19 protein-coding genes are annotated in these 21318 nt (G+C 62.2%); 12 read left to right on the top strand and 7 right to left on the bottom strand.

From position 1 onward, the window contains the following. Nucleotides 1–81 precede the first annotated feature (81 nt). Entirely contained in the window at nt 82–930 is an 849-nt protein-coding gene (locus tag ASD02_RS35115; RefSeq protein WP_057211266.1) for an AraC family transcriptional regulator, read from the top strand. A gap of 71 nt (nt 931–1001) precedes the next feature. Here the strand turns inward: ASD02_RS35115 and ASD02_RS35110 are convergent, their stop codons facing one another. Genes ASD02_RS35110 through puuE form a run of 3 tightly spaced genes read right to left on the bottom strand, consistent with a single transcriptional unit; the run spans nt 1002 to nt 3964 of the window. Beyond that, complete coding sequence (locus ASD02_RS35110; protein WP_057211263.1) at nt 1002–1487, bottom strand: ureidoglycolate lyase; 486 nt, start codon at nt 1485–1487, stop codon at nt 1002–1004. Between the two features lie 29 nt (nt 1488–1516). Further along, the gene (gene alc / locus ASD02_RS35105; protein WP_057218148.1) at nt 1517–2539 is read right to left on the bottom strand and encodes an allantoicase; all 1023 of its coding nucleotides are present in this window, start codon (nt 2537–2539) and stop codon (nt 1517–1519) included. Nucleotides 2540–2548: 9 nt separating this feature from the next. Then, nucleotides 2549–3964, bottom strand: coding sequence for an allantoinase PuuE (gene puuE / locus ASD02_RS35100; RefSeq protein WP_057218146.1), 1416 nt, complete (start codon nt 3962–3964; stop codon nt 2549–2551). Between the two features lie 170 nt (nt 3965–4134). Between puuE and uraH the strand changes: the two genes are divergently transcribed. The 4 genes from uraH to xdhC are packed head-to-tail and all read left to right on the top strand — an operon-like array spanning nt 4135 to nt 9227. Next, nucleotides 4135–4506 (top strand): hydroxyisourate hydrolase, encoded by a 372-nt coding sequence (gene uraH, locus ASD02_RS35095; protein WP_025428592.1) that lies wholly within the window; start codon nt 4135–4137, stop codon nt 4504–4506. A gap of 6 nt (nt 4507–4512) precedes the next feature. After that, a complete protein-coding gene (gene xdhA / locus ASD02_RS35090; protein ID WP_057211257.1) occupies nt 4513–5994 on the top strand; it encodes a xanthine dehydrogenase small subunit in 1482 nt (493 codons plus the stop codon). Nucleotides 5995–6006: 12 nt separating this feature from the next. Further along, entirely contained in the window at nt 6007–8358 is a 2352-nt protein-coding gene (xdhB, locus tag ASD02_RS35085) for a xanthine dehydrogenase molybdopterin binding subunit (protein WP_057218143.1), read from the top strand. After that, a complete protein-coding gene (gene xdhC / locus ASD02_RS35080) occupies nt 8358–9227 on the top strand; it encodes a xanthine dehydrogenase accessory protein XdhC (protein ID WP_057218141.1) in 870 nt (289 codons plus the stop codon). Before xdhB ends, xdhC begins: the two co-directional genes overlap by 1 nt. 3 nt (nt 9228–9230) lie before the next feature. Here xdhC and ASD02_RS35075 read toward each other — a convergent pair whose 3' ends face one another. Further along, nucleotides 9231–9608 (bottom strand): helix-turn-helix domain-containing protein, encoded by a 378-nt coding sequence (locus ASD02_RS35075; RefSeq protein WP_057218139.1) that lies wholly within the window; start codon nt 9606–9608, stop codon nt 9231–9233. A gap of 99 nt (nt 9609–9707) precedes the next feature. Between ASD02_RS35075 and ASD02_RS35070 the strand changes: the two genes are divergently transcribed. Beyond that, entirely contained in the window at nt 9708–10688 is a 981-nt protein-coding gene (locus ASD02_RS35070) for a zinc-binding dehydrogenase (RefSeq protein WP_057218137.1), read from the top strand. A 34-nt stretch (nt 10689–10722) separates the two neighbouring features. On the opposite strand, the gene ASD02_RS35065 is transcribed toward ASD02_RS35070, so the two are convergent. Next, a complete protein-coding gene (locus ASD02_RS35065) occupies nt 10723–11637 on the bottom strand; it encodes a LysR family transcriptional regulator (protein ID WP_057218135.1) in 915 nt (304 codons plus the stop codon). 147 nt (nt 11638–11784) lie between these two features. Between ASD02_RS35065 and ASD02_RS35060 the strand changes: the two genes are divergently transcribed. Together ASD02_RS35060 and guaD are read left to right on the top strand one after the other, a co-directional pair. Continuing rightward, nucleotides 11785–13023 carry a urate hydroxylase PuuD gene (locus ASD02_RS35060; RefSeq protein WP_057218133.1) on the top strand — a complete coding sequence of 413 codons (1239 nt, stop codon included), beginning with the start codon at nt 11785–11787 and terminating at the stop codon, nt 13021–13023. Then, nucleotides 13020–14375 carry a guanine deaminase gene (gene guaD, locus ASD02_RS35055; RefSeq protein ID WP_057218131.1) on the top strand — a complete coding sequence of 452 codons (1356 nt, stop codon included), beginning with the start codon at nt 13020–13022 and terminating at the stop codon, nt 14373–14375. The genes ASD02_RS35060 and guaD overlap by 4 nt, the downstream gene beginning before the upstream one ends. 111 nt (nt 14376–14486) lie before the next feature. Here guaD and ASD02_RS35050 read toward each other — a convergent pair whose 3' ends face one another. Next, nucleotides 14487–15308, bottom strand: a complete 822-nt coding sequence (locus ASD02_RS35050) for an IclR family transcriptional regulator (protein ID WP_057220111.1) — start codon at nt 15306–15308, stop codon at nt 14487–14489. 169 nt (nt 15309–15477) lie between these two features. On the opposite strand from ASD02_RS35050, the gene gcl reads away from it, so the two are divergent. The 4 genes from gcl to ASD02_RS35030 all read left to right on the top strand — a co-directional run bounded on the left by gcl (nt 15478) and on the right by ASD02_RS35030 (nt 20386). Further along, nucleotides 15478–17262 carry a glyoxylate carboligase gene (gene gcl / locus ASD02_RS35045; RefSeq protein ID WP_057218128.1) on the top strand — a complete coding sequence of 595 codons (1785 nt, stop codon included), beginning with the start codon at nt 15478–15480 and terminating at the stop codon, nt 17260–17262. A gap of 26 nt (nt 17263–17288) precedes the next feature. Next, a complete protein-coding gene (gene hyi, locus ASD02_RS35040) occupies nt 17289–18104 on the top strand; it encodes a hydroxypyruvate isomerase (protein ID WP_057218126.1) in 816 nt (271 codons plus the stop codon). Between the two features lie 5 nt (nt 18105–18109). Next, a complete protein-coding gene (gene glxR, locus ASD02_RS35035) occupies nt 18110–18994 on the top strand; it encodes a 2-hydroxy-3-oxopropionate reductase (protein ID WP_057218124.1) in 885 nt (294 codons plus the stop codon). A gap of 123 nt (nt 18995–19117) precedes the next feature. Further along, complete coding sequence (locus tag ASD02_RS35030; protein WP_025428605.1) at nt 19118–20386, top strand: glycerate kinase; 1269 nt, start codon at nt 19118–19120, stop codon at nt 20384–20386. 40 nt (nt 20387–20426) lie between these two features. Here the strand turns inward: ASD02_RS35030 and hpaH are convergent, their stop codons facing one another. After that, nucleotides 20427–21242, bottom strand: a complete 816-nt coding sequence (hpaH, locus tag ASD02_RS35025; protein ID WP_057218123.1) for a 2-oxo-hept-4-ene-1,7-dioate hydratase — start codon at nt 21240–21242, stop codon at nt 20427–20429. Between the last annotated feature and the right edge of the window lie 76 nt (nt 21243–21318).

Genomic DNA, 21318 nt, shown 5'->3' with positions numbered 1-21318 from the left:
GCGTCATCAGGCAGTACTGGGAAATGCAGCAATCTCGCGAGATAATGGACAAAACTCGCATCGCCATGCAGAGTGTCGCGCATGTTGGCTGAGCGCGAAGAGATCTATTTTCACACACCGGCACGTTTTGCAGGCGCGTTCCCCTACAAGGCGCTGGTTGCCGGCGCGCGGGTGGCGTTGCCGGAGGAGTCGCCGATACGCAAGCGCTTCCATCAGCACGTGCTCGTTCACACCACCTCGGGGCAGGGGCTGATAGAAGTGCGCGGGCAGCGGTTCGTCGCCGAGGAGGGCCTGTCGGTCTGGCTCGACACGTCGCAGGCCTATGAACATCGCTGCGCGCCCGACGCCCGTGAATGGCGATATCTCTGGATGGGTGTCGAGGGACATGGGTTGGACGAGGTCTATGCCTTCCTCAATGTGCAGCAGTCGCCGTTGTTCGAGCCGTCGGATCGCGAGGCGGCCCGCGTCGCGTTCCAGGCCGTCATCGGCTATCTCGACGATCGCTCGTCGGCAACGGATGCGCTGGTCAGTGCGGCGATTGCCGGCCTGATCGCCAACCTGAGTGCGCCGCGATTGGTGGGTGCTGCCGCACCCGACGATTCTGCCTCACGCGATCGCATAACCAGTGTGCTTGCCGCAGTCCGAAAAGACCTTGCCAAAGCCTGGACGATCGATGAGCTTGCGGTCCTCGCGCATCTCAGCCCATCGCAACTGTTTCGGAGATTCAAGGACACCATCGGTACGACGCCGATGGACTGGCTGCGCCATGAGCGCATCAACCAGGCAAAACGTCTGCTGGTCGAGCCGGAGGCGAAGGTTTCGGCAGTCGCGGCGCACTGCGGCTATCCCGATCCCTATCATTTCTCCCGCGATTTTCGCCGTTTGACCGGCTACACCCCGACGAGATTCAGGCGTGACGGTGGGTACTAGGGCTCGTGAACGAAAGGATGACGGGACCCACTCCGGTAGAGCGGGTCCGTCCTCTGGTGTCAAACCCGCCGTCAGCGCAGCAGGAATGGTTGCTCGAAGAAATGCTCCTCGAGATTGACGCCTTCGCCGCCGCGGTCGACCACGGCAAAGTCCGAGACGTCTTCCAACGGCGTCAGGATGCCGTGCCAGACATTGCGGGCGATATTGACGCCCTGGCCGGGCGCGGTCCGGAAGGCGATCGGTTCGCTCGGACCTTCAGCCGTCTCCTCCGAAACGACAACCAGGAACGGATTGTCGGTCAGGGGAATGAAGGCCTGACTGCCGAGCGGATGCCGTTCGACCATGGTCAGCTTCAACGGCAGCGGATAGGGCTCGCCGCGCACGAGGCTGATCATCGGCCGGGCCTTTTCGCCGGCGGTTTCGATCTTGGCGAGATCATGGTAGCGGGTGCATTTTCCACCGTTGATGGGAAAGCTGTGGGCGTTTTCAGTCTCGATCACGTCGCCGAATGGCGCGAATGCCTCGCGTGTCAGCGGCTTTATCTCGATCTCCTTCATGTGACGCTCCTCCGTCCTATGTTGGTCGTTTACGGGGTGCCGGCCCTTGCAATGCGCCCGAAGACACGCAGCCGGCTGACGCCGCCATCGGGGTAGATGTTGAGACGAACATGGGTGGCGCAACCGACCTCTTCGATCAGGTCAGGGCCGAACTCATGAATGCTGTCGGCGCTCAGTTTCTGGCGCGAGAGGACGTCCCGCCAATAGAGCGAAGATGCTGTTAGCGCCGCGTCGACCGTACAGTCCGTCTCGCCGAGGTCGGCCGCCTGCACCGAACAGGCGTCGGGATAGTTGCCCTTGAAATGGGCGGTATCGACGATGATGCGTTCGATCGACGTGCGTGCGGCCAGCCTGACGATGATCCAGTCGTTGCCGGGTTCGCGCCGCCGTCGCGTCTCCCAGCCGTCGCCCATGTTGATCCCCCGCCCGGGTGCCAGCAGTCGTTGATGGCCGTAGTGGCCGTTGGAGAAGACGACGATCCGGCCGCCGAGCAGCGAGGATGCGAGATCGACCACGTCGTCGCCGATCCGATCCCGGTCGAGGGCGGGCGTGCCATAGACCCGCAACCGGGCAACGCCACCGTCGGGATAGATCCGCAGCCTGATATGGCTCCAGGTCCCATCTGCAAGGGCTGCGAAGTAGTGATGGGCGCTTGGACCAAGCGGGCTCATGCCCAAGAGCTCGGTCCAAGCGGTTGCTTCATCCGGCCCATCAGGCGCCAGACAGGCGTCGACTGCGCAGGCGGAGGGGTAGTTGCCGGTAAAATGCGTCGTATCGACGTCGAAGCCGGCGATCCGGCCGGTGGCGGCAAGCGCGACGATCGCATGGTCGTGGCCGGGACCGCGTCGACGCCGCGTTTCCCAGCCATCCATCCATTTGCCGTGTTCGTCGTAGACGCCGGGATGAAAGACAGCGGGACAATCCTGCAACAGCCGTTCGAGCGGGGCGAAGAACTCGTCGGTGGCAAACACCGGCCTTGCCCCGAGGCCGGCGGAGGCGAGATTGATCGCCTTGCGCGCGAAGTCAGGCAGGCCGACGCTGTCGATCGTCATCGCCTGCACTCAGCTCGGCAGCATGTCTTTGAGGCGGAGAAGCGCAATCCTTTCCACCTGCCGGCAGGCCGTCTCGAGCTCGCTGTCGCGATCGTTCTCGATCCGGGTTTCGAAGGCCGCCAGGATGTCCTCCTTGCTGCGGCCTCTGACCGCGATGATGAAGGGAAAGCCAAATTTTTCGACATAGGCGCTGTTGAGTTCGGTGAAACGCGTGCGTTCAGCATCGGTCAGGGCGTTAAGGCCGGCGGAAGCCTGCTCGCTGGTCGAGCTTTCGGTCAGCCGCTTTGCCTGCGCCAGCTTGCCGGCGAGATCCGGGTGGGCGTTGAGCACGGCAAGACGCTCTTCCGGCCTCGCCTCGCGGAAGACTGCAGTGAGCGCTGCAGCAAGCCCGATCGCCGTGTCGTTGGCGGCCGATAGCTCGCTGGCAAAGGCGCGCCTGGCGATCCAATCGGAATGTTCGAAAACGCCACCGAAGCGAGCGACGAAATCAGCCTCGGAAAGCTGCGATGGACGGTCGTCCCAGGCCTTGAAGGGATAGGCCTTTGCCCAATGCCGTGCGATATCGACGCGACGAGCTAACCAGACCTTTTCGTGGCCCTTCACGTAGTCGATGAAACGCGCAAGCGCTGCGGCGCGACCCGGCCTGCCGACAAGGCGGCAGTGCAGGCCGATGCTGAGCATCTTTGGTGCGCCGGCCGCACCTTCCGCATAGAGCACGTCGAAGCTGTCTTTGAGATAGCTGAAGAACTGGTCACCGCTGTTGAAGCCCTGCGCCGTTGCAAAGCGCATGTCATTGGTGTCGAGCGTGTAGGGAATGACCAGCTGGTGGCGGCCCGCATGTTCATGCCAGTAGGGCAGATCGTCGGCATAACTGTCCGAGACGTAGTCGAAGCCGCCAGTCTCGGTCACCAGATCGAGCGTGTTGTCCGAACAGCGACCGGTGTACCAGCCGCGCGGCGGTTCGCCGGTGACGATCGTGTGCAGCCAGATCGCCTCTGTGATCTCTGTCCGCTCCCGCTCAGGGCTGAATTCCTTGTGCTCGATCCACTTCAGACCGTGCGAGGCGATCTCCCAGCCGGCGTCTTGCATCGCGGCCACCTGCGCCGGGGAACGCTTCAGCGCTGTTGCGACGCCATAGACTGTCGCGGGCACGCCCTTTTCCGTGAACATGCGATGAAGCCGCCAGAAGCCGGCGCGGGCGCCGTATTCATAGATCGATTCCATATTCCAGTGGCGCTGTCCGGGCCAAGCCTGCGCACCGACGATTTCCGAGAGAAAAGCCTCTGATGCGGCGTCGCCATGCAGCACGCAGTTCTCGCCGCCTTCCTCGTAATTGATCACGAATTGCACGGCAATCCGCGCCTCGTCGGGCCAGACGATGGTGGGGTTCGGGCCATGGCCGTGAAGATCGCGGGGGTATCTCATGCAAGCAGTCCTCCAGACATTTGTCTCTGCACCTCGATTCCTAACGGGATTTTTCCGCCGTCATTCCCCCCAAAAATTTTGAAAGTCTCGAATGATCCGCCCGCTTCTCAATGCACTGGCTCACCGGGATACTGCGAAATGGAAAGATGACTTCGGGAGGAGCAAGACGCATGCAATCTCATGGTGGAAACGACGGCCGTCTGACGACCCATGTACTCGATACGGCCAGTGGCAAACCGGCCAAGGACCTGCGCATCGAGCTGTATCGCATCGAGGGCGAGCGCCAGACGCATCTGCGCTCGGTCAGGACGAATGATGACGGACGCTGCGATCAGCCGCTGTTGAGCGGATCGCTGATGCAGGCCGGCACCTACGAGCTGCATTTCCACGCCGGCGACTATCTTGGGTCCGAAGCTGCGCGCGGCGCCAACCCGTTTCTCGATGTCATCCCGATCCGTTTCGGTATCGACGATCAGGCGGCGCACTATCATGTGCCGCTGCTCTTGTCGCCCTACGGCTATTCGACCTATCGCGGGAGCTGATCAGCAATGACCATTCAGATACGCAACACGATCCGTTTTCTCCTGAACCACCGCCTTGTCGAGCTTTCCGACGTTTCTGCGGTGCAGACATTGCTCGATTTCCTGCGCATCGATCGCAACCTGCGCGGAACCAAGGAAGGCTGTGCCGAGGGAGACTGCGGCGCCTGCACGGTGCTGGTCGGCCGCCTGCTCGGCGGGCAGCTCAAGTATGAATCCGTCAATGCCTGTATCCGCTTTGTCGGTTCGCTCGACGGCTGTCACGTGGTGACGGTGGATTCGCTGGCAACACCGGGTGGTCCACTCCATCCCGTCCAGCAGGCGATGGTCCAGACGCACGCGTCGCAATGCGGCTTCTGCACGCCTGGCTTCGTGATGTCGCTCTACGGGCTTTGGATGGAAAACGCCAAGCCGTCGGTCACCGAAATCGAGAAGGCGCTGCAGGGCAACCTGTGTCGCTGTACTGGCTATGCCGCGATCATTCGCGCGGCCGAGGCGATTTCGACCATCGGCGATCTGGGGAAGGATCCATTGTTTGCCGAACGCGATCGTATCGCCGGCGAACTCGCAGCCCTTCAGGATGGCCGCCGCGTGGTGATCGGCGAGGGAGCGGAACTGTTCATGCTGCCGGCTTCCGTCGATGATTTTGCCGATGTGCTCGAAGCCAATCCGAAAGCGACGATCGTTGCCGGCTCGACCGACGTCGGCCTCTGGGTCACCAAGTTCATGCGCGATATCGCGCCGGTCGTGCATCTCACGCACCTGGAAGAACTTCGTCGCATCACCGTCGACGACAAGGGTGTGACGCTTGGCGCTGGTGTCAGCTATGCCGAAGCCTATCCCGTCATTACCGAACATTTCCCGCAATTGCGCGAGCTTTGGGACCGGATCGGCGGACAGCAGGTCCGCAACATGGGTACGGTCGGTGGCAACATCGCCAACGGATCGCCGATCGGCGACACGCCGCCGGCATTGATTGCGCTCGGCGCGTCGGTGACGCTGCGCAAGGGCGCTCGCCGCCGTACCGTGGCGCTCGAAGATTTCTTCATTGCCTACGGCAAGCAGGATCGCGAGCCCGGTGAATTCGTCGAAGCGGTTCACATTCCTTTCCTCGAAGCTGACACCAGCTTTGCCGTCTACAAGATCACCAAGCGTCTGGATGAAGACATCACCGCCGTCTGCGGCGCATTCCGCCTGACATTCGACGGTGCCGGTGAAGTCGCTGACGCGGTGATCGCCTTTGGCGGCATGGCCGGAACACCGAAGCGGGCTGTTCATGTCGAGGCGGCGCTGAAGGGCAAGGCCTGGCAGGAGCCAACGGTCGAGCAGGCGATCTCCGCCTTCGATCAGGACTTCACGCCGCTTACCGACTGGCGCGCCTCGGCGGAGTATCGCCAACTGGTGGCCAAGAACCTGTTGCGCCGCTTCTATCTTGAAACGCAGGCGACCGGAAACATCCGGATCGACCGCAACATTGCCGTAGCCGTCTAGGAGGTGAGACCCATGAATGTGATGCAGCCCATCGACCGCATCCGCGGTGGCGTCCACGAAAACGAACGGCACGAGTCCGGCCACAAACATGTGTCGGGAACGGCCGAGTATATCGACGATATTCCGGAACCGGCCGGCACATTGCACGGCTATCTCGGTCTGTCCCAGCGCGCCCATGCCGATATCCTGTCGATCGATTTCGACGCGGTCAGCGCCAGCGAGGGCGTCATCGGTATCCTCACAGCTGACGACATCCCGGGTGAAAACGACATCAGCCCCGCCCACAAGCACGACGATCCGGTGTTTGCAACCGGCAAGGTCGAGTTCTACGGCCAGCCGATGTTCGCCGTCATCGCCACGTCGCGTGAAGCCGCGAGGCGTGCAGCCGTCAAGGTCGAGGTCGAATACCGCGATCTGCCGCATGTGACCGACGTGCTTGAGGCTGCTGCCGCGAACTATCCTCTGGTCATCGATCCGCTGAAGCTGGAGCGTGGCGACATCGAAGCCGGTTTTGCCAGGGCGAAGAACATCGTCGAAGGCGAGATGCGCATCGGCGGTCAGGACCACTTCTATCTCGAAAGCCAGATTTCCTTTGCCATTCCCGGCGAGGACGATGAGGTCCTGGTTTATTCGTCGACCCAGCATCCGAGCGAAACCCAGCACATGGTGGCAACCGTGCTTGGCGTGCCGTCCAACGCCGTGACTGTCAATGTGCGCCGCATGGGTGGCGGCTTCGGCGGCAAGGAAACGCAGGCCAACATCTTCGCCGCCGTGGCGGCCCTGGCCGCAAAGAAATACCGTTGCGCCGTCAAGGTCAGACCTGACCGCGACGACGACATGTCGGCAACCGGCAAGCGTCACGACTTCCACGTCGACTACAAGGTCGGCTTCGATGACGAGGGCCGGATCGAGGCGGTCGATGCGGTGTTTGCGGCGCGCTGCGGCTTTTCCGCCGATCTCTCTGGACCCGTGACCGATCGCGCGCTCTTTCATGCCGACAACTGCTACTTCTATCCGAACGTCCGTCTTCGTTCGAAGCCGTTGAAGACCAACACCGTCTCGAACACTGCGTTTCGTGGCTTCGGCGGCCCGCAGGGCATGGTCGGCGGCGAGCGCATGATCGAGGATGTCGCCTATGCTGTCGGCAAGGATCCGCTCGAGATCCGCAAGCTCAACTTCTATGGCGGCGAGGGCCGCAATCTCACGCCCTATCACCAGACGGTCGAAGACAACATCATCGGGCGCATCATCGAGGAGCTCGAAACGTCGGCCGATTACGCTGCGCGTCGAGAGGCCGTGATCGCCTTCAACCGCGAAAACCACATCATCAAGCGCGGCATCGCGCTCACCCCGGTCAAGTTCGGCATCTCCTTCACCAAGACCGAGTACAATCAGGCAGGCGCCCTGGTGCACGTCTATACCGACGGGTCGATCCACCTCAACCATGGTGGTACCGAGATGGGGCAGGGGCTTTACACCAAGGTCGCCCAGGTGGTGGCCGACGAGTTCCAGGTCGATCTCGATCGGATCAAGGTGACGGCGACGACGACGGGCAAGGTGCCGAATACGTCGGCGACAGCAGCGTCCTCCGGTTCGGATCTCAACGGTATGGCGGCCGCGGATGCGGCGCAGCAGATCAAGGCGCGGCTGGTGCGCTTTGCCGCCGAGCGCTGGAAAGTCGCCGAGGCCGATGTCGCCTTCGAGCCGAATACAGTGCGGATCGGCGCGGATCGCTTAGCTTTCGGCGAGTTCATCAAGCTCGCCTATGGCGCCCGCATTCAGCTTTCAGCTGCGGGTTTCTACAAGACGCCGAAGATCCACTGGAACCGCTCGGAGGGCCGCGGCCGCCCGTTCTTCTACTATGCCTATGGTGCGTCCTGCTCCGAAGTCAGCGTCGATACGTTGACCGGCGAATATCAGGTCGATCGTACCGACATCCTCCACGATGTCGGCCGGTCGCTGAACCCGGCATTGGATCTGGGTCAGGTCGAAGGCGCGTTCGTTCAGGGCATGGGCTGGCTCACGACAGAGGAACTGTGGTGGGATGCCAAGGGTCGGCTGCGCACGCATGCGCCGTCGACCTACAAGATCCCGCTTGCCTCCGATCGACCGCGCGTGTTCAACGTTCGCCTGGCCGATTGGTCGGTCAACCGGGAGGAAACGATCCGGCGGTCAAAGGCCGTCGGGGAACCGCCGTTCATGCTGGGCATTTCGGTTCTGGAGGCGTTGTCGATGGCAGCGGCGAGCGTTGCGGAGTATCGTATTCCCCCGCGCATCGATGCGCCGGCGACGCCGGAACGGGTGCTGATGGCGATCGAGCAGCTGCGAGCCGCCGCAAGGCAAGGGGCTGTAGCACAGGGTTGATGGCGATGGTTGCGAGCCGAGAGGATATCAGGGACTTCCTGCGTCGCGAACCGGACTGCGTTCTGGTCGAGGTGACGGGTGCCGCAGGCTCGACGCCGCGCGACACCGACGCCTGGATGCTGGTGGCGCCGGACGGCCTCTTCGGCACCATCGGCGGCGGCCAGCTCGAATATATGGCGATCGACCACGGTCGGCGCGCGCTGAAGCGCGGCGATAGCGCCGACACGATGACGGTCCCGCTTGGTCCCGAGATCGGCCAGTGTTGCGGCGGGCGCGTCGCGCTCGCCTTCACGCGCATCGATCGGGAGAAAGCCGCCATGTTGATTGAACGCAGCGATCTGGAGATTGCCAGCCGCCCCCATGTCTACGTCTTCGGCGCCGGGCATGTCGGTGATGCGCTGGCGATGGCGCTATCGCTCGTGCCGGTGCGCACTATCCTCGTCGACACCCGCGAGGACGAGCTTTCGGCCGCCGATATCCACGGTATCGAGACCTGCCTGACGGCGATGCCCGAGGTGGTGGTCCGCGATGCGCCGCGCGGCAGCGCCTTCGTGATCCTCACCCATGACCACGCGCTCGACTTCCTGATTGCAGCCGAGGCGCTCAGGCGTGACGACGCTTCCTATGTCGGCATGATCGGCTCGAAGACCAAGCGTTCGACCTTCAAGAACTGGCTGTCACGGGAAATCGGCCGGCCCGATCTTTTCGACCGCCTTATCTGCCCGATCGGCGGCACGGCGGTGAAGGACAAGAGGCCGGCGGTCATAGCGGCCCTGGCCGCAGCCGAGATCATGACCGCCGCTCTCAATCATCATTGGGAAGCGCCGGCTGTCTCCTCGGTCAAGCCAGGCAAGCGCGTCGGCGCCTGACGCTCAGGCGCTTTGGCGCGGCCGGATGATGCAATCGCCGACCTGGTCGAATTCACCCAGTTCTTCGGCGTGACGCTGGCCCCATTCGCACAGGGCAAGCAGGACCGGCTCGAGGCTGTGGCCAAGCGCCGTTGCCGAATATTCCACCCTTGGCGGCACTTCGCGAAAGATCTCGCGATGAACGAGGCCATGTTCCTCCATTTCGCGAAGCTGCTGGATCAGGACTTTCTGGCTGACGGCCGGCACAAGCCGTCGCAACTCCGAAAGGCGCCTCGGACCGTCGAACAGGTGATAGAGGATCACTGCCTTCCATCGCCCGGAGATCACCTTGAGCGCACGCTCGGATGGCAGTGACGGCAGTCTCTTGATGATATCGGCCATGGTTACCAACCGGTCAGTATGGAACAAAAGGGTGTGTAGAGCCGAACGGGAGCCTAAGGCTATCTATGGATCAAAGCCAGTCAAATGAGGTCGAGATCCATGAAAGCAATCCAGTACCGCTCCTTCGGGAGCCCTGAAGTCCTTGAGCTGATCGATATGCCGAAGCCGGTGCCCGCGCACGGCGAAGTGCTGGTGCGGGTCGGGGCGATCGGACTCAATTTCTTCGAAGTTCTGATGCGGCAGGATCGATATGCGGTGAAGCCTGGTTTGCCGATGGTGCCGGGTGTCGAGGTCGCGGGCATTGTCGAGGCGCAGGGCGAAGGCGTGAAAACGCCGGCGGTCGGCACGCGTGTCGCCGTGCCGATGTTCGCCTTCGGCCGCGGGGCGGGCGGGTGCGCCGAATATGTCGCGATCGACGCTGACGCACTCGTGCCGATCCCCGGCGACGTTTCGTTCGAAGTGGCGACAGCGCTGATGATCCAGGGGCTGACGGCGCTTCATCTCGTTCGGCAAAGCAATCCGCAGGGAAAGACCGTGCTGGTGACTGCTGCGGCCGGCGGTGTCGGCTCGCTGCTCATTCAGCTTGCAAGAGAGGCGGGTGCAAAAACGGTAATCGCGCTTGCGGGCGGCGGCGAGAAGGTCGCGTTCACACGCTCGCTCGGCGCGGACCTTGCAATCGACTACAAGGCAGCGGATTGGCAGTCGGAGCTTGGACAGCATCTGGCGGGTGGGTCAGTCGAGACGATCTACGACATGGTCGGCGGATCCTTCACCAAATCCGCGCTTGGTGTTCTGGCGCAAGGCGGTGAGCTCGTCTTCGGCGCGATGGGTCGCTTCGAACTCGAAGCCGCTGACGTCGAACAAATGCTTTCGGGCAATCAATCCCTGCGTGGGTTCGCTCTATTGCCGTTGCTCACGCCGTCCGCCCTGAAAACCGATCTCGGCGATCTGTTTCGTCGCGTGGAGGACGGGCGGCTCAAGGTCCATCTGGGTGGTCGGTTTCCGCTGGATCAGGCGGCAGAGGCGCACCGTGCCATGGAAACACGAAGCACGACCGGTAAGATCGTGCTCGTGCCTTAACCGATCAAGCAGAGCGCTGTTTTAGGCGGGGCTGTCAGGCGAGCATCTTGCCGATCAGCCGCTGACAGCGCTCCGCCATATAGTCGATCATCAGCCGAACCTTCGGGTCCTGGAAGCGCTTGTGCGGATAGATGGCCGCCAGTTGCACGCCGAGCGGCGGTGTCGAGGCAAGGATTGGCACCAGCTCGCCGGTGTTGATGTAGCTCTTCACCTCGAAGAGAGGCTTGTTGATGATGCCGCGACCATCGAGCGCCCATTGGGTCAACACATCGCCATCATCCGAATCGTAAGGCCCGGTCACTTCGAGCTTCCTGACACCCTCAGACGTCTGCAATGTCCAGAAGTACTCCTTGGAACCGGGATAGCGCAGCAGCAGACAGTCATGCTTGTCGGCGATAAGCTCGTCGGGCGTTTGCGGCACGCCGCGCTTCTCGAAATAGGCGGGTGCGCCGCAGACGACGCGCTCGCAGTTCATGATGCCACGCATGCGCAGGTTCGAATCTTCGAGGATGCCGAGCTTGAAGGCGACATCGACGCCTTCCGACAGGATATCGACATTGTGGTCGGAGAGCCTGAGCCGCACCTCGATATCCGGATATTTGTCGTGAAACTCCGGAATGCCCGAGGCGATCAGCCGCCGACCTATCCCCAACGGAGCGGTAATCTTCAGTGCACCCTTCGGATTGTGCGACAGATCCGCGATGGCGTTCTCCGCCTCATTGACAGCTTCGAGAATCTTGACGGCACCGTCGTAGAACACACGGCCGTGCTCCGTCGGGGTCAGCTTGCGTGTCGTCCGATTGAACAGCCGAACGCCCATGTGGCGCTCCAACTCTTTGATTCTATTGCTGGCAACCGCCGGCGTTACGCGCTGGTCGCGACCAGCTGCCGACAGGGTTCCAAGCTCTACGACGCGTACGAAGACGCGAACATTGTCCAGATATGACATGCCTCCCGATCTCTCCTCCGGGCCCTATCTAACGCATCCATTCCGTCGCGATTTTATAGATTTTTTTGAAAGTGTTGGTGAACCAGCGACGTTCCCGCGGCCTCCAGCAATGACACATAATGCGCCACGGAGAAATGGGAGAATTGCATGTACGAGTATGCCATAGCCTGGGATTGGCTCACCTTTGCCATGAGATGGCTACACGTCATCACCGGTATCGCATGGATCGGTTCGTCGTTTTATTTCGTCGCGCTCGATCTTGGCCTGAAGAAAAGACCCGATCTGCCTGTTGGAGCCTATGGCGAGGAATGGCAGGTCCACGGCGGCGGCTTCTATCATATCCAGAAGTATCTGGTGGCTCCATCAAACATGCCGGAGCACCTGATCTGGTTCAAATGGGAATCCTACGTCACCTGGCTTTCCGGTTTCGGCATGCTGTGCATGGTCTATTACGCCGGCGCTGACCTTTATCTGATCGACCCCAATGTCCTCGACGTGTCGAAGACGACGGCGATCGCCATTTCGCTGGCCTCGATCGGCTTCGGCTGGCTTGTCTATGACACGATCTGCAAGTCGCCGGCCGGCCGCGACAACACCAAGCTGATGGTGCTCCTGTATTTCATCCTCGTCGGCATGGCCTGGGGCTATACGCAGCTTTTCACCGGCCGCGCCGCCTTCCTGCATCTCGGCGCCTTCACCGCGACGATCATGTCGGCAAACGTCTTCTTCATCATCATCCCGAACCAGAAGATCGTCGTTGCCGACCTGATCGCCGGCCGCACGCCGGACGCCAAATACGGCGTCATCGCCAAGCAGCGTTCCACGCACAATAACTACCTGACGCTGCCTGTGCTGTTCCTGATGCTGTCGAACCATTATCCGCTGGCCTTCGGCACCCAGTACAACTGGATCATCGCCTCGCTGGTGTTCCTGATGGGCGTCACCATCCGCCACTATTTCAACACCCGTCATGCCGACAAGGGCAATCCGACCTGGACGTGGCTTGCGACCGCGCTGCTCTTCATTGTCATCATGTGGCTGTCGACCGTGCCGAAGATCCTGAGCGGCGACGAGGAGGCGAAGGTTTCGGCGGCGCAGCAGCCGTTCGTTACCGCCGAGGCCTTTCCGAAGGTTCGCGACACTGTGCTTGGCCGCTGTTCCATGTGCCACGCCAAGGAGCCCGGCTGGGAAGGGCTGGTCGTGCCGCCGAAGGGCGTGACGCTGGAGACCGACGGCGAGATCGCCGCGCACGCACGCGAAATCTATCTGCAAGCCGGCCGTTCGCACGCGATGCCGCCGGCCAATGTCACCGGCATATCGGACGAGGAGCGCAAGCTCCTCGTCGCCTGGTATGAGACGGTCGTAAAGGGAGAGAAGGTTCAATGACCGATTTGCTGATCCGCGGCCGCGTGCTGACGTTTGTCGAGGCGCCCAAAGGCATCGACGACCACGCCTCCTATCGCTACTTCGAAGATGGCGCCGTTCTGGTGCGCAACGGCAAGGTTGCCGATATCGGCGAGCATTCGGATGTTGCCCGCAGGGCCGGGCCAGCGGTCAAGGTTGCCGATCATCGACCGAACCTGGTGTTGCCGGGCCTGATCGACACGCATCTGCATTTCCCGCAGACGCAGGCGATCGCCTCCTATGGTGCGCAATTGCTCGAATGGCTGAACACCTACATTTTCGTCGAGGAACAAAAGTTCCGCCAGCCGGAGCATGCTCAATTCATCGCCGGCCGGTTCATGGACGAGCTGCTTTCCAACGGCACCACCACGGCCGTTGCCTATTGTTCGGTGCATCCGGAGAGTGTCGATGCCTACTTCGGCGCTGCGGAAAGCCGCGGCATGCTGATGATCGGCGGCAAGGTAATGATGGATCGCAATGCGCCCGATGCGCTGCGCGACACGCCTCAACTCGGATATGACGAGACGAAGCAACTGATCGGCAAGTGGCACGGCCGCGGCCGCGCCCACTACGCCATCAGCCCGCGTTTCGCCATCACCTCGACGCCGGAACAGATGGAGATGAGCCGGGCGCTCGTCGCCGAACATCCCGAATGCTACGTCCAGACGCATCTGTCCGAAAACAAGGACGAGATCGCTTTCGCGACGTCGCTCTACCCGGAAGCGAAGGACTATACCGACATCTATGCACGCTACGATCTTTTGACCCGCAAGACGTTGCTCGGGCACTGCATTTACCTCAGCGATCGCGAGATCTCGGTTCTCGCCGAGACCGGCGCCGTCGGCACTTTCTGCCCGACCTCGAACCTGTTCCTCGGTTCGGGCCTCTTTGACCGCGACCGTTTCGACAAACTCGGCGCGCGCTGGTCGGTGGCAACCGACGTCGGCGCCGGCACCAGCTTCTCGATGCTGGAAACCATGGATGAGGCCTACAAGGTTCTTCATCTGCAGGGTCAGCGGCTTTCGCCGTTCAACTCGTTCTACATGATGACGCTCGGCAACGCGCGGGCGCTCGATCTCGACGACCGCATCGGCTCGCTGCATATCGGCGCCGACGCCGATATCGTCGTGCTCGACAGTCGCGCCAAGCCGTCGATGGAGCTGAGAATGCGCGTGGCCAAGACGCTCGCCGAGGAACTCTTCATCCTGCAGACGATGGGCGACGACCGATCGGTGGCCGAAACCTATGTTGCCGGCAAGCCGATGAAACATCGTGCCAGCAACCAGGCAGCCGAGACAGAAGCCACGGGCGGCCGGAAACTCGAGACGGTCTGAACCATCGCGGAAGCCTGGTCTCCCAACGTTCGACGCTGAACGTTCCAACTCAACGCCGCGTACGCAAGCCTCCCCCCACAAGGGGAGGCTTTCTTGTCAAAGATCTCCTTATCAGAGATCTTCGGGGCGCTTGCCGCCCATGGCCCGGGTCAAGGCATCGGCGCGCTCGCGCACGACCGGTCCCAGCACTAAGAGCTTGTCGTCATTGACGCGCACGGATGGTCCTGAGATCGAGATCCCGGCGATCGTTTCCCCATATTCGTTGAAGATCGGCGCTGCCACGCAGCGCATGCCGAGCGTGTGTTCCTCGTCGTCGATCGACCAGCCGCGCTGGCGGATCTTCTGGATGTCCTGCAGCAGCGCCGACAGGTTGTCGCGTGTCTTGTCGGTGAAATGCGCCAGGTCGCGTCCAGCCAGCAGATGCGCGACATCCTTGTCGGCCCAGGTCGACAGGATCGCCTTGCCGATTCCGGAGGCATGGATCGGCCCGCGCCGGCCGGGGCGGAAGAAGGCCCGCATCGGGGCATGGCTTTCCACCTGCGAGATGAAGACGACATCGCCGCCTTCTTCGATGCCGATATTGGCAGTCTCACCGCTTTCTTCCATCAGCTGTTTCAGAAACGGACGGCTGATGGTGCCGAGCTTGCGGAAGCGCAGATAGGCGTTGCCGATCTCGAATGCCTTGAGGCCGATCGTCCAGGCGCCGGTGTCGGGGTCGTTCATCACCATGCCGTGGTTGGCCAGAGACGTCAGCAGCCGGTGCACGGTCGATGGCGCTATGCCTGTGACATCGGACAAGTTCGTCAATGTCGAGCCGTCGCTTTCGGCAACGACCGCCAGCAGCGTCAGGCTACGGTCGAGCACCTGCACGGAGCCGGGCGCTGCGTTTTCGCCCGCCTTTCGGCCGCGTTTTCCCTTGCCTGTCGCATCCATGATCCATCCTCCAGCAGCCGAGTCATTCCTATCATCCTCTAGCAGGACCAGGATTGATTGTTTCGAAATTCTTGAAGATGTTTATTTCCATCTGATGGAAATGAATTCCATTTAAATGTTGAACATTGATGACAATGGGGTATCGTCTCATCAAATAGGAGGAGTTCCCATGGCTAAGATGCGTGCCGTTGATGCGGCTGTTTACGTTCTTGAGAAAGAGGGCATCGATTGTGCCTTCGGCGTGCCCGGTGCGGCAATCAATCCGTTTTATTCCGCTCTGAGGGCGCGCGGCTCGGTTCGCCACATCCTTGCCCGCCACGTAGAGGGCGCCTCGCATATGGCGGAAGGCTACACCCGCGCCAAGCACGGCAACATCGGCGTTTGCATCGGCACGTCAGGCCCGGCCGGCACCGACATGATCACCGGCCTTTACTCGGCTTCCGCCGACTCGATCCCGATCCTCTGCATCACCGGGCAGGCGCCGCGCGCCCGCCTGGACAAGGAGGATTTCCAGGCCGTCGATATCTCCAAGATCGCAGCACCCGTCACCAAGTGGGCTGTCACCGTCATGGAGCCGGCGCTGGTGCCGTTCGTCTTCCAGAAGGCTTTTCACCTGATGCGCTCCGGGCGGCCCGGACCGGTGCTGATCGACCTGCCGGTCGACGTTCAGCTGGCCGAGATCGAATTCGATCCCGAGACGTATGAGCCGCTCGAGCCCTACAAGCCGAAGGCGACGCGCGCGCAGGCCGAGAAGGTCATTGCGATGCTGAACGAGGCCGAGCGGCCGTTGATCGTTGCCGGTGGCGGCATCATCAATGCCGACGCCTCGGATCTCTTGACCGAATTTGCCGAGATCACCGGTATCCCGGTCATTCCGACACTGATGGGCTGGGGCACGATCCCGGACGATCATCCGCTGATGGCCGGCATGTGCGGCCTGCAGACGTCGCATCGCTACGGCAATGCCAGCATGCTCGCCTCCGACTTCGTGCTCGGCGTCGGCAACCGTTGGGCAAACCGCCACACCGGCAACATACCGACCTATACCGAGGGTCGAAAGTTCGTTCACGTCGATATCGAACCGACGCAGATCGGACGCGTCTTCGCGCCGGATTTCGGCGTCGTCTCAGACGCGGGGGCAGCGCTGAAGCTTTTCCTTGACGTTGCGACGGAATGGAAGACCGCCGGCAAGCTGCGCGACTGGTCGGGCTGGGCGCAAGAATGCCGCGAGCGCAAGCGGACCATGCTGCGCAAGACCCATTTCGACCAGACGCCGCTAAAGCCGCAGCGCGTCTATGAAGAGATGAACAAGGCCTTCGGCCGCGACACCTGCTATGTCTCGACCATCGGCCTCAGCCAGATCGCCGGCGCGCAGTTCCTGCACGTCTACAAGCCGCGCAACTGGATCAATTGCGGCCAGGCCGGCCCGCTCGGCTGGACCCTGCCGGCTGCCCTTGGCGTGCGTGCCGCCGATCCCGATCGGCCGATCGTAGCACTTTCCGGCGACTATGATTTCCAGTTCATGATCGAGGAACTGGCGGTCGGCGCCCAGCACAAGCTGCCCTACCTGCATGTCGTCGTGAACAATTCCTACCTCGGCCTCATCCGCCAGGCGCAGCGCGGCTTCAACATGGATTTCGAAGTCAGCCTCGCCTTCGACAACATCAATGCGTCTGAAGACGCGGAGAAGGGCTATGGCGTCGACCATGTCGCCGTCGCCGAGGGTCTCGGCTGCAAGGCGATCCGGGTGCGCAGCCCCAACGAGTTCCAGGAAGCGTTCGACCGGGCACGCGCCCTGATGGATGAGCACCAGGTTCCCGTCGTCATCGAGTTCATCCTCGAGCGCGTCACCAACATCGCCATGGGTGCGGACATCAACGCCGTCGTCGAGTTCGAGGAACTGGCGGCGCGTGGCGAAGATGCACCGACCGCGATCGAAGCGCTTCTCGATTGAAAACTATCACAAGGAGGAAAAATCGCATGGCGAAGTTCGCTGCGAACCTGACAATGCTGTTTACCGAGGCGCCGTTCCTCGATCGTTTTGCCCTTGCTGCAAAAGCCGGCTTCGAAGGTGTCGAGTATCTCTTCCCCTACGAGTTCGAGAAGGTCAGCCTGCGCGCCGAGTTGCAGCGTTACGGCCTGAAACAAGTGCTGCACAACCTGCCGGCCGGCAACTGGGCCGGCGGCGAGCGCGGCATCGCCATCCTTCCCGACCGGATCGACGAGTTCCGCAAGGGCGTGGCGAGCGCCATCGACTATGCGACCACGCTTGATTGCAAACAGGTCAACTGCCTGGTCGGCATTGCGCCGGACGGGGTCTCGGAAGCCGTGCTGCGCACCACGCTGGTCGCCAACCTCAAGCTCGCCGCGAGCGAACTGGGCAAGCAGGGCATTTGCCTGCTGATCGAGCCGATCAACCACTTCGATATTCCCGGCTTCTACCTCAACACGGTCGAGCAGGCCGCTTCGATCATCGACGAGGTCGGCAGCGACAACCTCTTCATCCAGTACGACCTCTACCATCAGCAGCGCACGCAAGGCGAACTCATCGGTACCTACAGGCGCTTTGCCGGCCGCATCGCCCATGTCCAGCTTGCCGATAACCCGGGCCGCAACGAACCGGGTACGGGCGAGATCAACTATCCCTACGTCTTCGATGCGCTCGAAGAGGCGGGCTACGACGGTTGGATCGGCTGCGAATACAAGCCGCGCACGACCACGGCCGAGGGCCTTGGCTGGCTTGGCGCCGAGCGCAAGCGCACGCAATCCGCAGATATCATCAAGATCAGGAGTTAAGCACAATGGCAACGATCGGCTTTATTGGACTGGGCATCATGGGTACGCCGATGGCACGCCATCTGCAGGATGCCGGGCATACGATCATCACTTCGAAATTTGCGATCCCGCCGCGGCAGGAACTGCTCGACAATGGCCTGACGTTTGTCGAGACGCCGAAGGCACTTGCCGAGGCGGTCGACACGATCATCCTGATGCTGCCGGACACCCCTGAAGTGAAGGACGTTATCTTCGGCGAGAACGGCGTCGCCTACGGCCTTTCCAAGGGCAAGTTGGTCATCGACATGAGCTCGATCTCGCCGATCGAGACCAAGGAGTTCGCCAAAAAGATCCGCGAAACCGGTGCGGAATACGTCGACGCGCCAGTCTCCGGCGGCGAAGTCGGTGCCAAGAACGGTTCGCTTTCGATCATGGCCGGCGGCTCTCAGGAGAGCTTCGACCGGGCCTTGCCGTTGTTCCAGCTGATGGGCAAGAACATCACGCTCGTTGGCGATTGTGGTGATGGCCAGGTGACCAAGGTCGCCAACCAGATCATCGTCGCGCTGACGATCGAAGCGGTGTCCGAGGCGCTCGTCTTCGCGTCGAAGGCCGGTGCCGATCCGGCGCGGGTTCGCGAAGCATTGATGGGTGGTTTTGCCTCCTCGCGCATTCTCGAAGTGCATGGCGATCGCATGATCAAGCGCACCTTCGATCCGGGCTTCCGCATCTCGCTGCACCAGAAGGATCTGAACCTGGCGCTGCAGGGCGCAAAATCCCTCGGCATCTCGCTACCGAACACGGCAGCGACGCAGGAGCTGTTCAACAACTGCGCCGCCAATGGTGACAGCGGGCTTGACCATTCCGGCCTGGTGCGTGCCCTTGAGCGCATGGCGAACCATCAGGTCGCCTGAAGCACCGCTACGACAGCATGAAAATACGCATGATCGACCGGCGGCCCGTTCCGTCTGCCGATCGTGCCTCCGGGCGGCGGAAGGAGGAGCCGCCGCCCGAGATCTTGGATGAAGGGGAGAGACATGGCAGCCATTGCCGATCCGCGCACGTTTCTGGAAACGCTGTTCACATCGGCGGTTGCCGCTGCCGACCCGGCACTGGTGATTGCCGCCAACCTGCCGGAGCGGCCGAAGGGCCGGACCGTGGTCGTCGGCGCCGGCAAGGGTGCGGCACAGATGGCGCAGGCCTTCGAGCGACATTGGGATGGTCCGCTTTCCGGCGTCGTCGTCACCCGCTACGGCTACGCAGCCCCTTGCCAGCGTATCGAGGTGCTGGAAGCATCGCATCCGCTGCCGGATGAAAGCGGTCTGCAGGCCTCTCGGCGCTTGATCGCCGAGGTCAGCGGCCTGTCGGAAGACGATCTGGTCGTTGCTCTTGTCTGCGGTGGTGGATCGGCCCTGCTGCCGTCACCACCTCCAGGCCTTTCGCTGGACGATGAAGTCGCCGTCAACCGGGCGCTGCTCGCCTCGGGCGCGCCGATCAGCGCCATGAATGCGGTGCGCAAGCACGTCTCATTGATCAAGGGTGGCCGGCTCGCGGCCGCGGCCTATCCGGCGAAGGTCGTTTCACTCATCGTATCTGATATTCCCGGCGATGACCCGGCGCTGGTCGCCTCCGGCCCGACCCTGCCCGACGCAAGCACTCGTGCCGACGCCCTGAAGATCATCGAGCGCTATGGCTTGCAATTGCCCGAAAAGGTTCTGGCGTGGCTCGCCGATCCGGCTGCCGATGCGCCGTCGCCGTCCGACCCGCGTTTCGCTGCCAACGAAGTACGCCTGATCGCATCCGCTTCCGTCTCGCTCGAGGCGGCTGCCGCCAAGGCGCGGGAGGCCGGCATCGAGGCAATCATTCTCTCCGACGCAATCGAAGGCGAGGCGCGTGACGTCGGCAGTGTTCACGCGGCAATCGCCCGTGAGGTCGCAGGCCGCGGCCGCCCCTTCGCGAAGCCCGTTGTCGTTCTTTCCGGCGGCGAGACGACCGTTACCATGCGCGGGGCAGGCAAGGGCGGACGCAACAGCGAGTTCCTGCTGTCGCTGGCCCTTGGCATTGATGGCGCCATTGGCGTTTCGGCGCTTGCCGCCGATACCGATGGCATCGACGGTTCCGAGGACAATGCCGGCGCCTTCGCCGACGGAACGACGATCGCCCGGCTCGCCGCACAGCGGCTCGACGCCGCAGCACTCCTACAGCGGAATGATAGCTGGAGTGCCTTCGACGCGCTCGGCGATATCTTCAAGCCCGGGCCGACCGGCACGAATGTCAATGATTTCCGCGCAATCCTGGTACAATAGCACGCGAGGATAGGGTGCCTAAGACATTGGTGCCGCTGGGTCAGGCGGCGCTTTGGGCGAAGTGGCAGCTGACTGTGCCATGATTGCCGAAATCGGCAACGAAAGTGTCGCCGCTGCGCGCCTCCACCGCACGCACGAACGAGCCGGAAAGCACGATCTGGCCCGGTTCGATCGCGTCGCCATACTGCGCCAAGCGGTTGGCGAGCCAGGCGATGCCATGGGCGGGATGATTGAGAACGCCCGCCCCCAATCCAGTTTCTTCCACTTCGGCGTTGCGCGAGAGGATGGCGCCCATCCAGCGCATATCGACCGCGTCGGGGCGCATCGGTCGTCCGCCAAGGATCAGCCCGGCATTGGCCGCATTGTCGGCGATCGTATCGGCGATCCCTCGGGCCTGCTGTGTCTCGGGATCGCGTCTGACGATGCGGGTGTCGAGGATCTCCAGCGCGGGGATCACGAAGTCGGTGGCGTTGAGCACGTTCAGGATGGTGACGCGCGGCCCTTTGAGCGGCGCCTTCATCACGAAGGCGATTTCGGCCTCTACGCGAGGCTGGATGAAGCGATCGGCGGGAATGGTTGCACCATCCTCGAACAGCATGTCGTCGAACAGCACGCCGGAATCCGGTGTGTCGATATCAAGCGCCTGCTGCATGGCCTTTGACGTCAACCCGATCTTGAAGCCGATGATCCGTCGGCCGAGGTCCCGCTTGCGCCGCACCCAGGCGGATTGAACCGCATAGGCGTCGTCTATCGTCATCCCCGGATGTTTGAGGGACAACAGGCCGACCTGGCTGCGATCGATTTCGGCCTGGTGAAGGCTCTCGGCTGCTTGCGAAATCTCGGCAGGGCTGAGCATGCGACCGTTTTCCTCTCGCACGGACGTCATCCATAGCCTTGCGATGGCATCCGAAGGACTTCGAGCTTTGCGCTGA

Source organism: Ensifer sp. Root1252 (genome assembly GCF_001425885.1).
In the GTDB taxonomy this organism is placed as follows: Bacteria; Pseudomonadota; Alphaproteobacteria; order Rhizobiales; family Rhizobiaceae; genus Ensifer; species Ensifer canadensis.
The sequence above is the reverse complement of the archived record's forward strand: the minus strand, read 5'-3'. Positions and strand labels throughout refer to the sequence as shown.

What these genes read in the sequence shown, in the direction of transcription:
- ASD02_RS35070 (WP_057218137.1), top strand. Translation starts at nt 9,708, where the DNA reads ATGAAAGCAATCCAGTACCGCTCCTTCGGGAGCCCTGAAGTCCTTGAG.
- ASD02_RS35065 (WP_057218135.1), bottom strand. Translation starts at nt 11,637, where the DNA reads ATGTCATATCTGGACAATGTTCGCGTCTTCGTACGCGTCGTAGAGCTT.
- ASD02_RS35050 (WP_057220111.1), bottom strand. Translation starts at nt 15,308, where the DNA reads ATGGATGCGACAGGCAAGGGAAAACGCGGCCGAAAGGCGGGCGAAAAC.
- xdhC (WP_057218141.1), top strand. Translation starts at nt 8,358, where the DNA reads ATGGCGATGGTTGCGAGCCGAGAGGATATCAGGGACTTCCTGCGTCGC.
- glxR (WP_057218124.1), top strand. Translation starts at nt 18,110, where the DNA reads ATGGCAACGATCGGCTTTATTGGACTGGGCATCATGGGTACGCCGATG.
- hpaH (WP_057218123.1), bottom strand. Translation starts at nt 21,242, where the DNA reads ATGCTCAGCCCTGCCGAGATTTCGCAAGCAGCCGAGAGCCTTCACCAG.
- ASD02_RS35060 (WP_057218133.1), top strand. Translation starts at nt 11,785, where the DNA reads ATGTACGAGTATGCCATAGCCTGGGATTGGCTCACCTTTGCCATGAGA.
- guaD (WP_057218131.1), top strand. Translation starts at nt 13,020, where the DNA reads ATGACCGATTTGCTGATCCGCGGCCGCGTGCTGACGTTTGTCGAGGCG.
- gcl (WP_057218128.1), top strand. Translation starts at nt 15,478, where the DNA reads ATGGCTAAGATGCGTGCCGTTGATGCGGCTGTTTACGTTCTTGAGAAA.
- uraH (WP_025428592.1), top strand. Translation starts at nt 4,135, where the DNA reads ATGCAATCTCATGGTGGAAACGACGGCCGTCTGACGACCCATGTACTC.
- puuE (WP_057218146.1), bottom strand. Translation starts at nt 3,964, where the DNA reads ATGAGATACCCCCGCGATCTTCACGGCCATGGCCCGAACCCCACCATC.
- ASD02_RS35075 (WP_057218139.1), bottom strand. Translation starts at nt 9,608, where the DNA reads ATGGCCGATATCATCAAGAGACTGCCGTCACTGCCATCCGAGCGTGCG.
- xdhA (WP_057211257.1), top strand. Translation starts at nt 4,513, where the DNA reads ATGACCATTCAGATACGCAACACGATCCGTTTTCTCCTGAACCACCGC.
- alc (WP_057218148.1), bottom strand. Translation starts at nt 2,539, where the DNA reads ATGACGATCGACAGCGTCGGCCTGCCTGACTTCGCGCGCAAGGCGATC.
- ASD02_RS35115 (WP_057211266.1), top strand. Translation starts at nt 82, where the DNA reads ATGTTGGCTGAGCGCGAAGAGATCTATTTTCACACACCGGCACGTTTT.
- xdhB (WP_057218143.1), top strand. Translation starts at nt 6,007, where the DNA reads ATGAATGTGATGCAGCCCATCGACCGCATCCGCGGTGGCGTCCACGAA.
- ASD02_RS35030 (WP_025428605.1), top strand. Translation starts at nt 19,118, where the DNA reads ATGGCAGCCATTGCCGATCCGCGCACGTTTCTGGAAACGCTGTTCACA.
- ASD02_RS35110 (WP_057211263.1), bottom strand. Translation starts at nt 1,487, where the DNA reads ATGAAGGAGATCGAGATAAAGCCGCTGACACGCGAGGCATTCGCGCCA.
- hyi (WP_057218126.1), top strand. Translation starts at nt 17,289, where the DNA reads ATGGCGAAGTTCGCTGCGAACCTGACAATGCTGTTTACCGAGGCGCCG.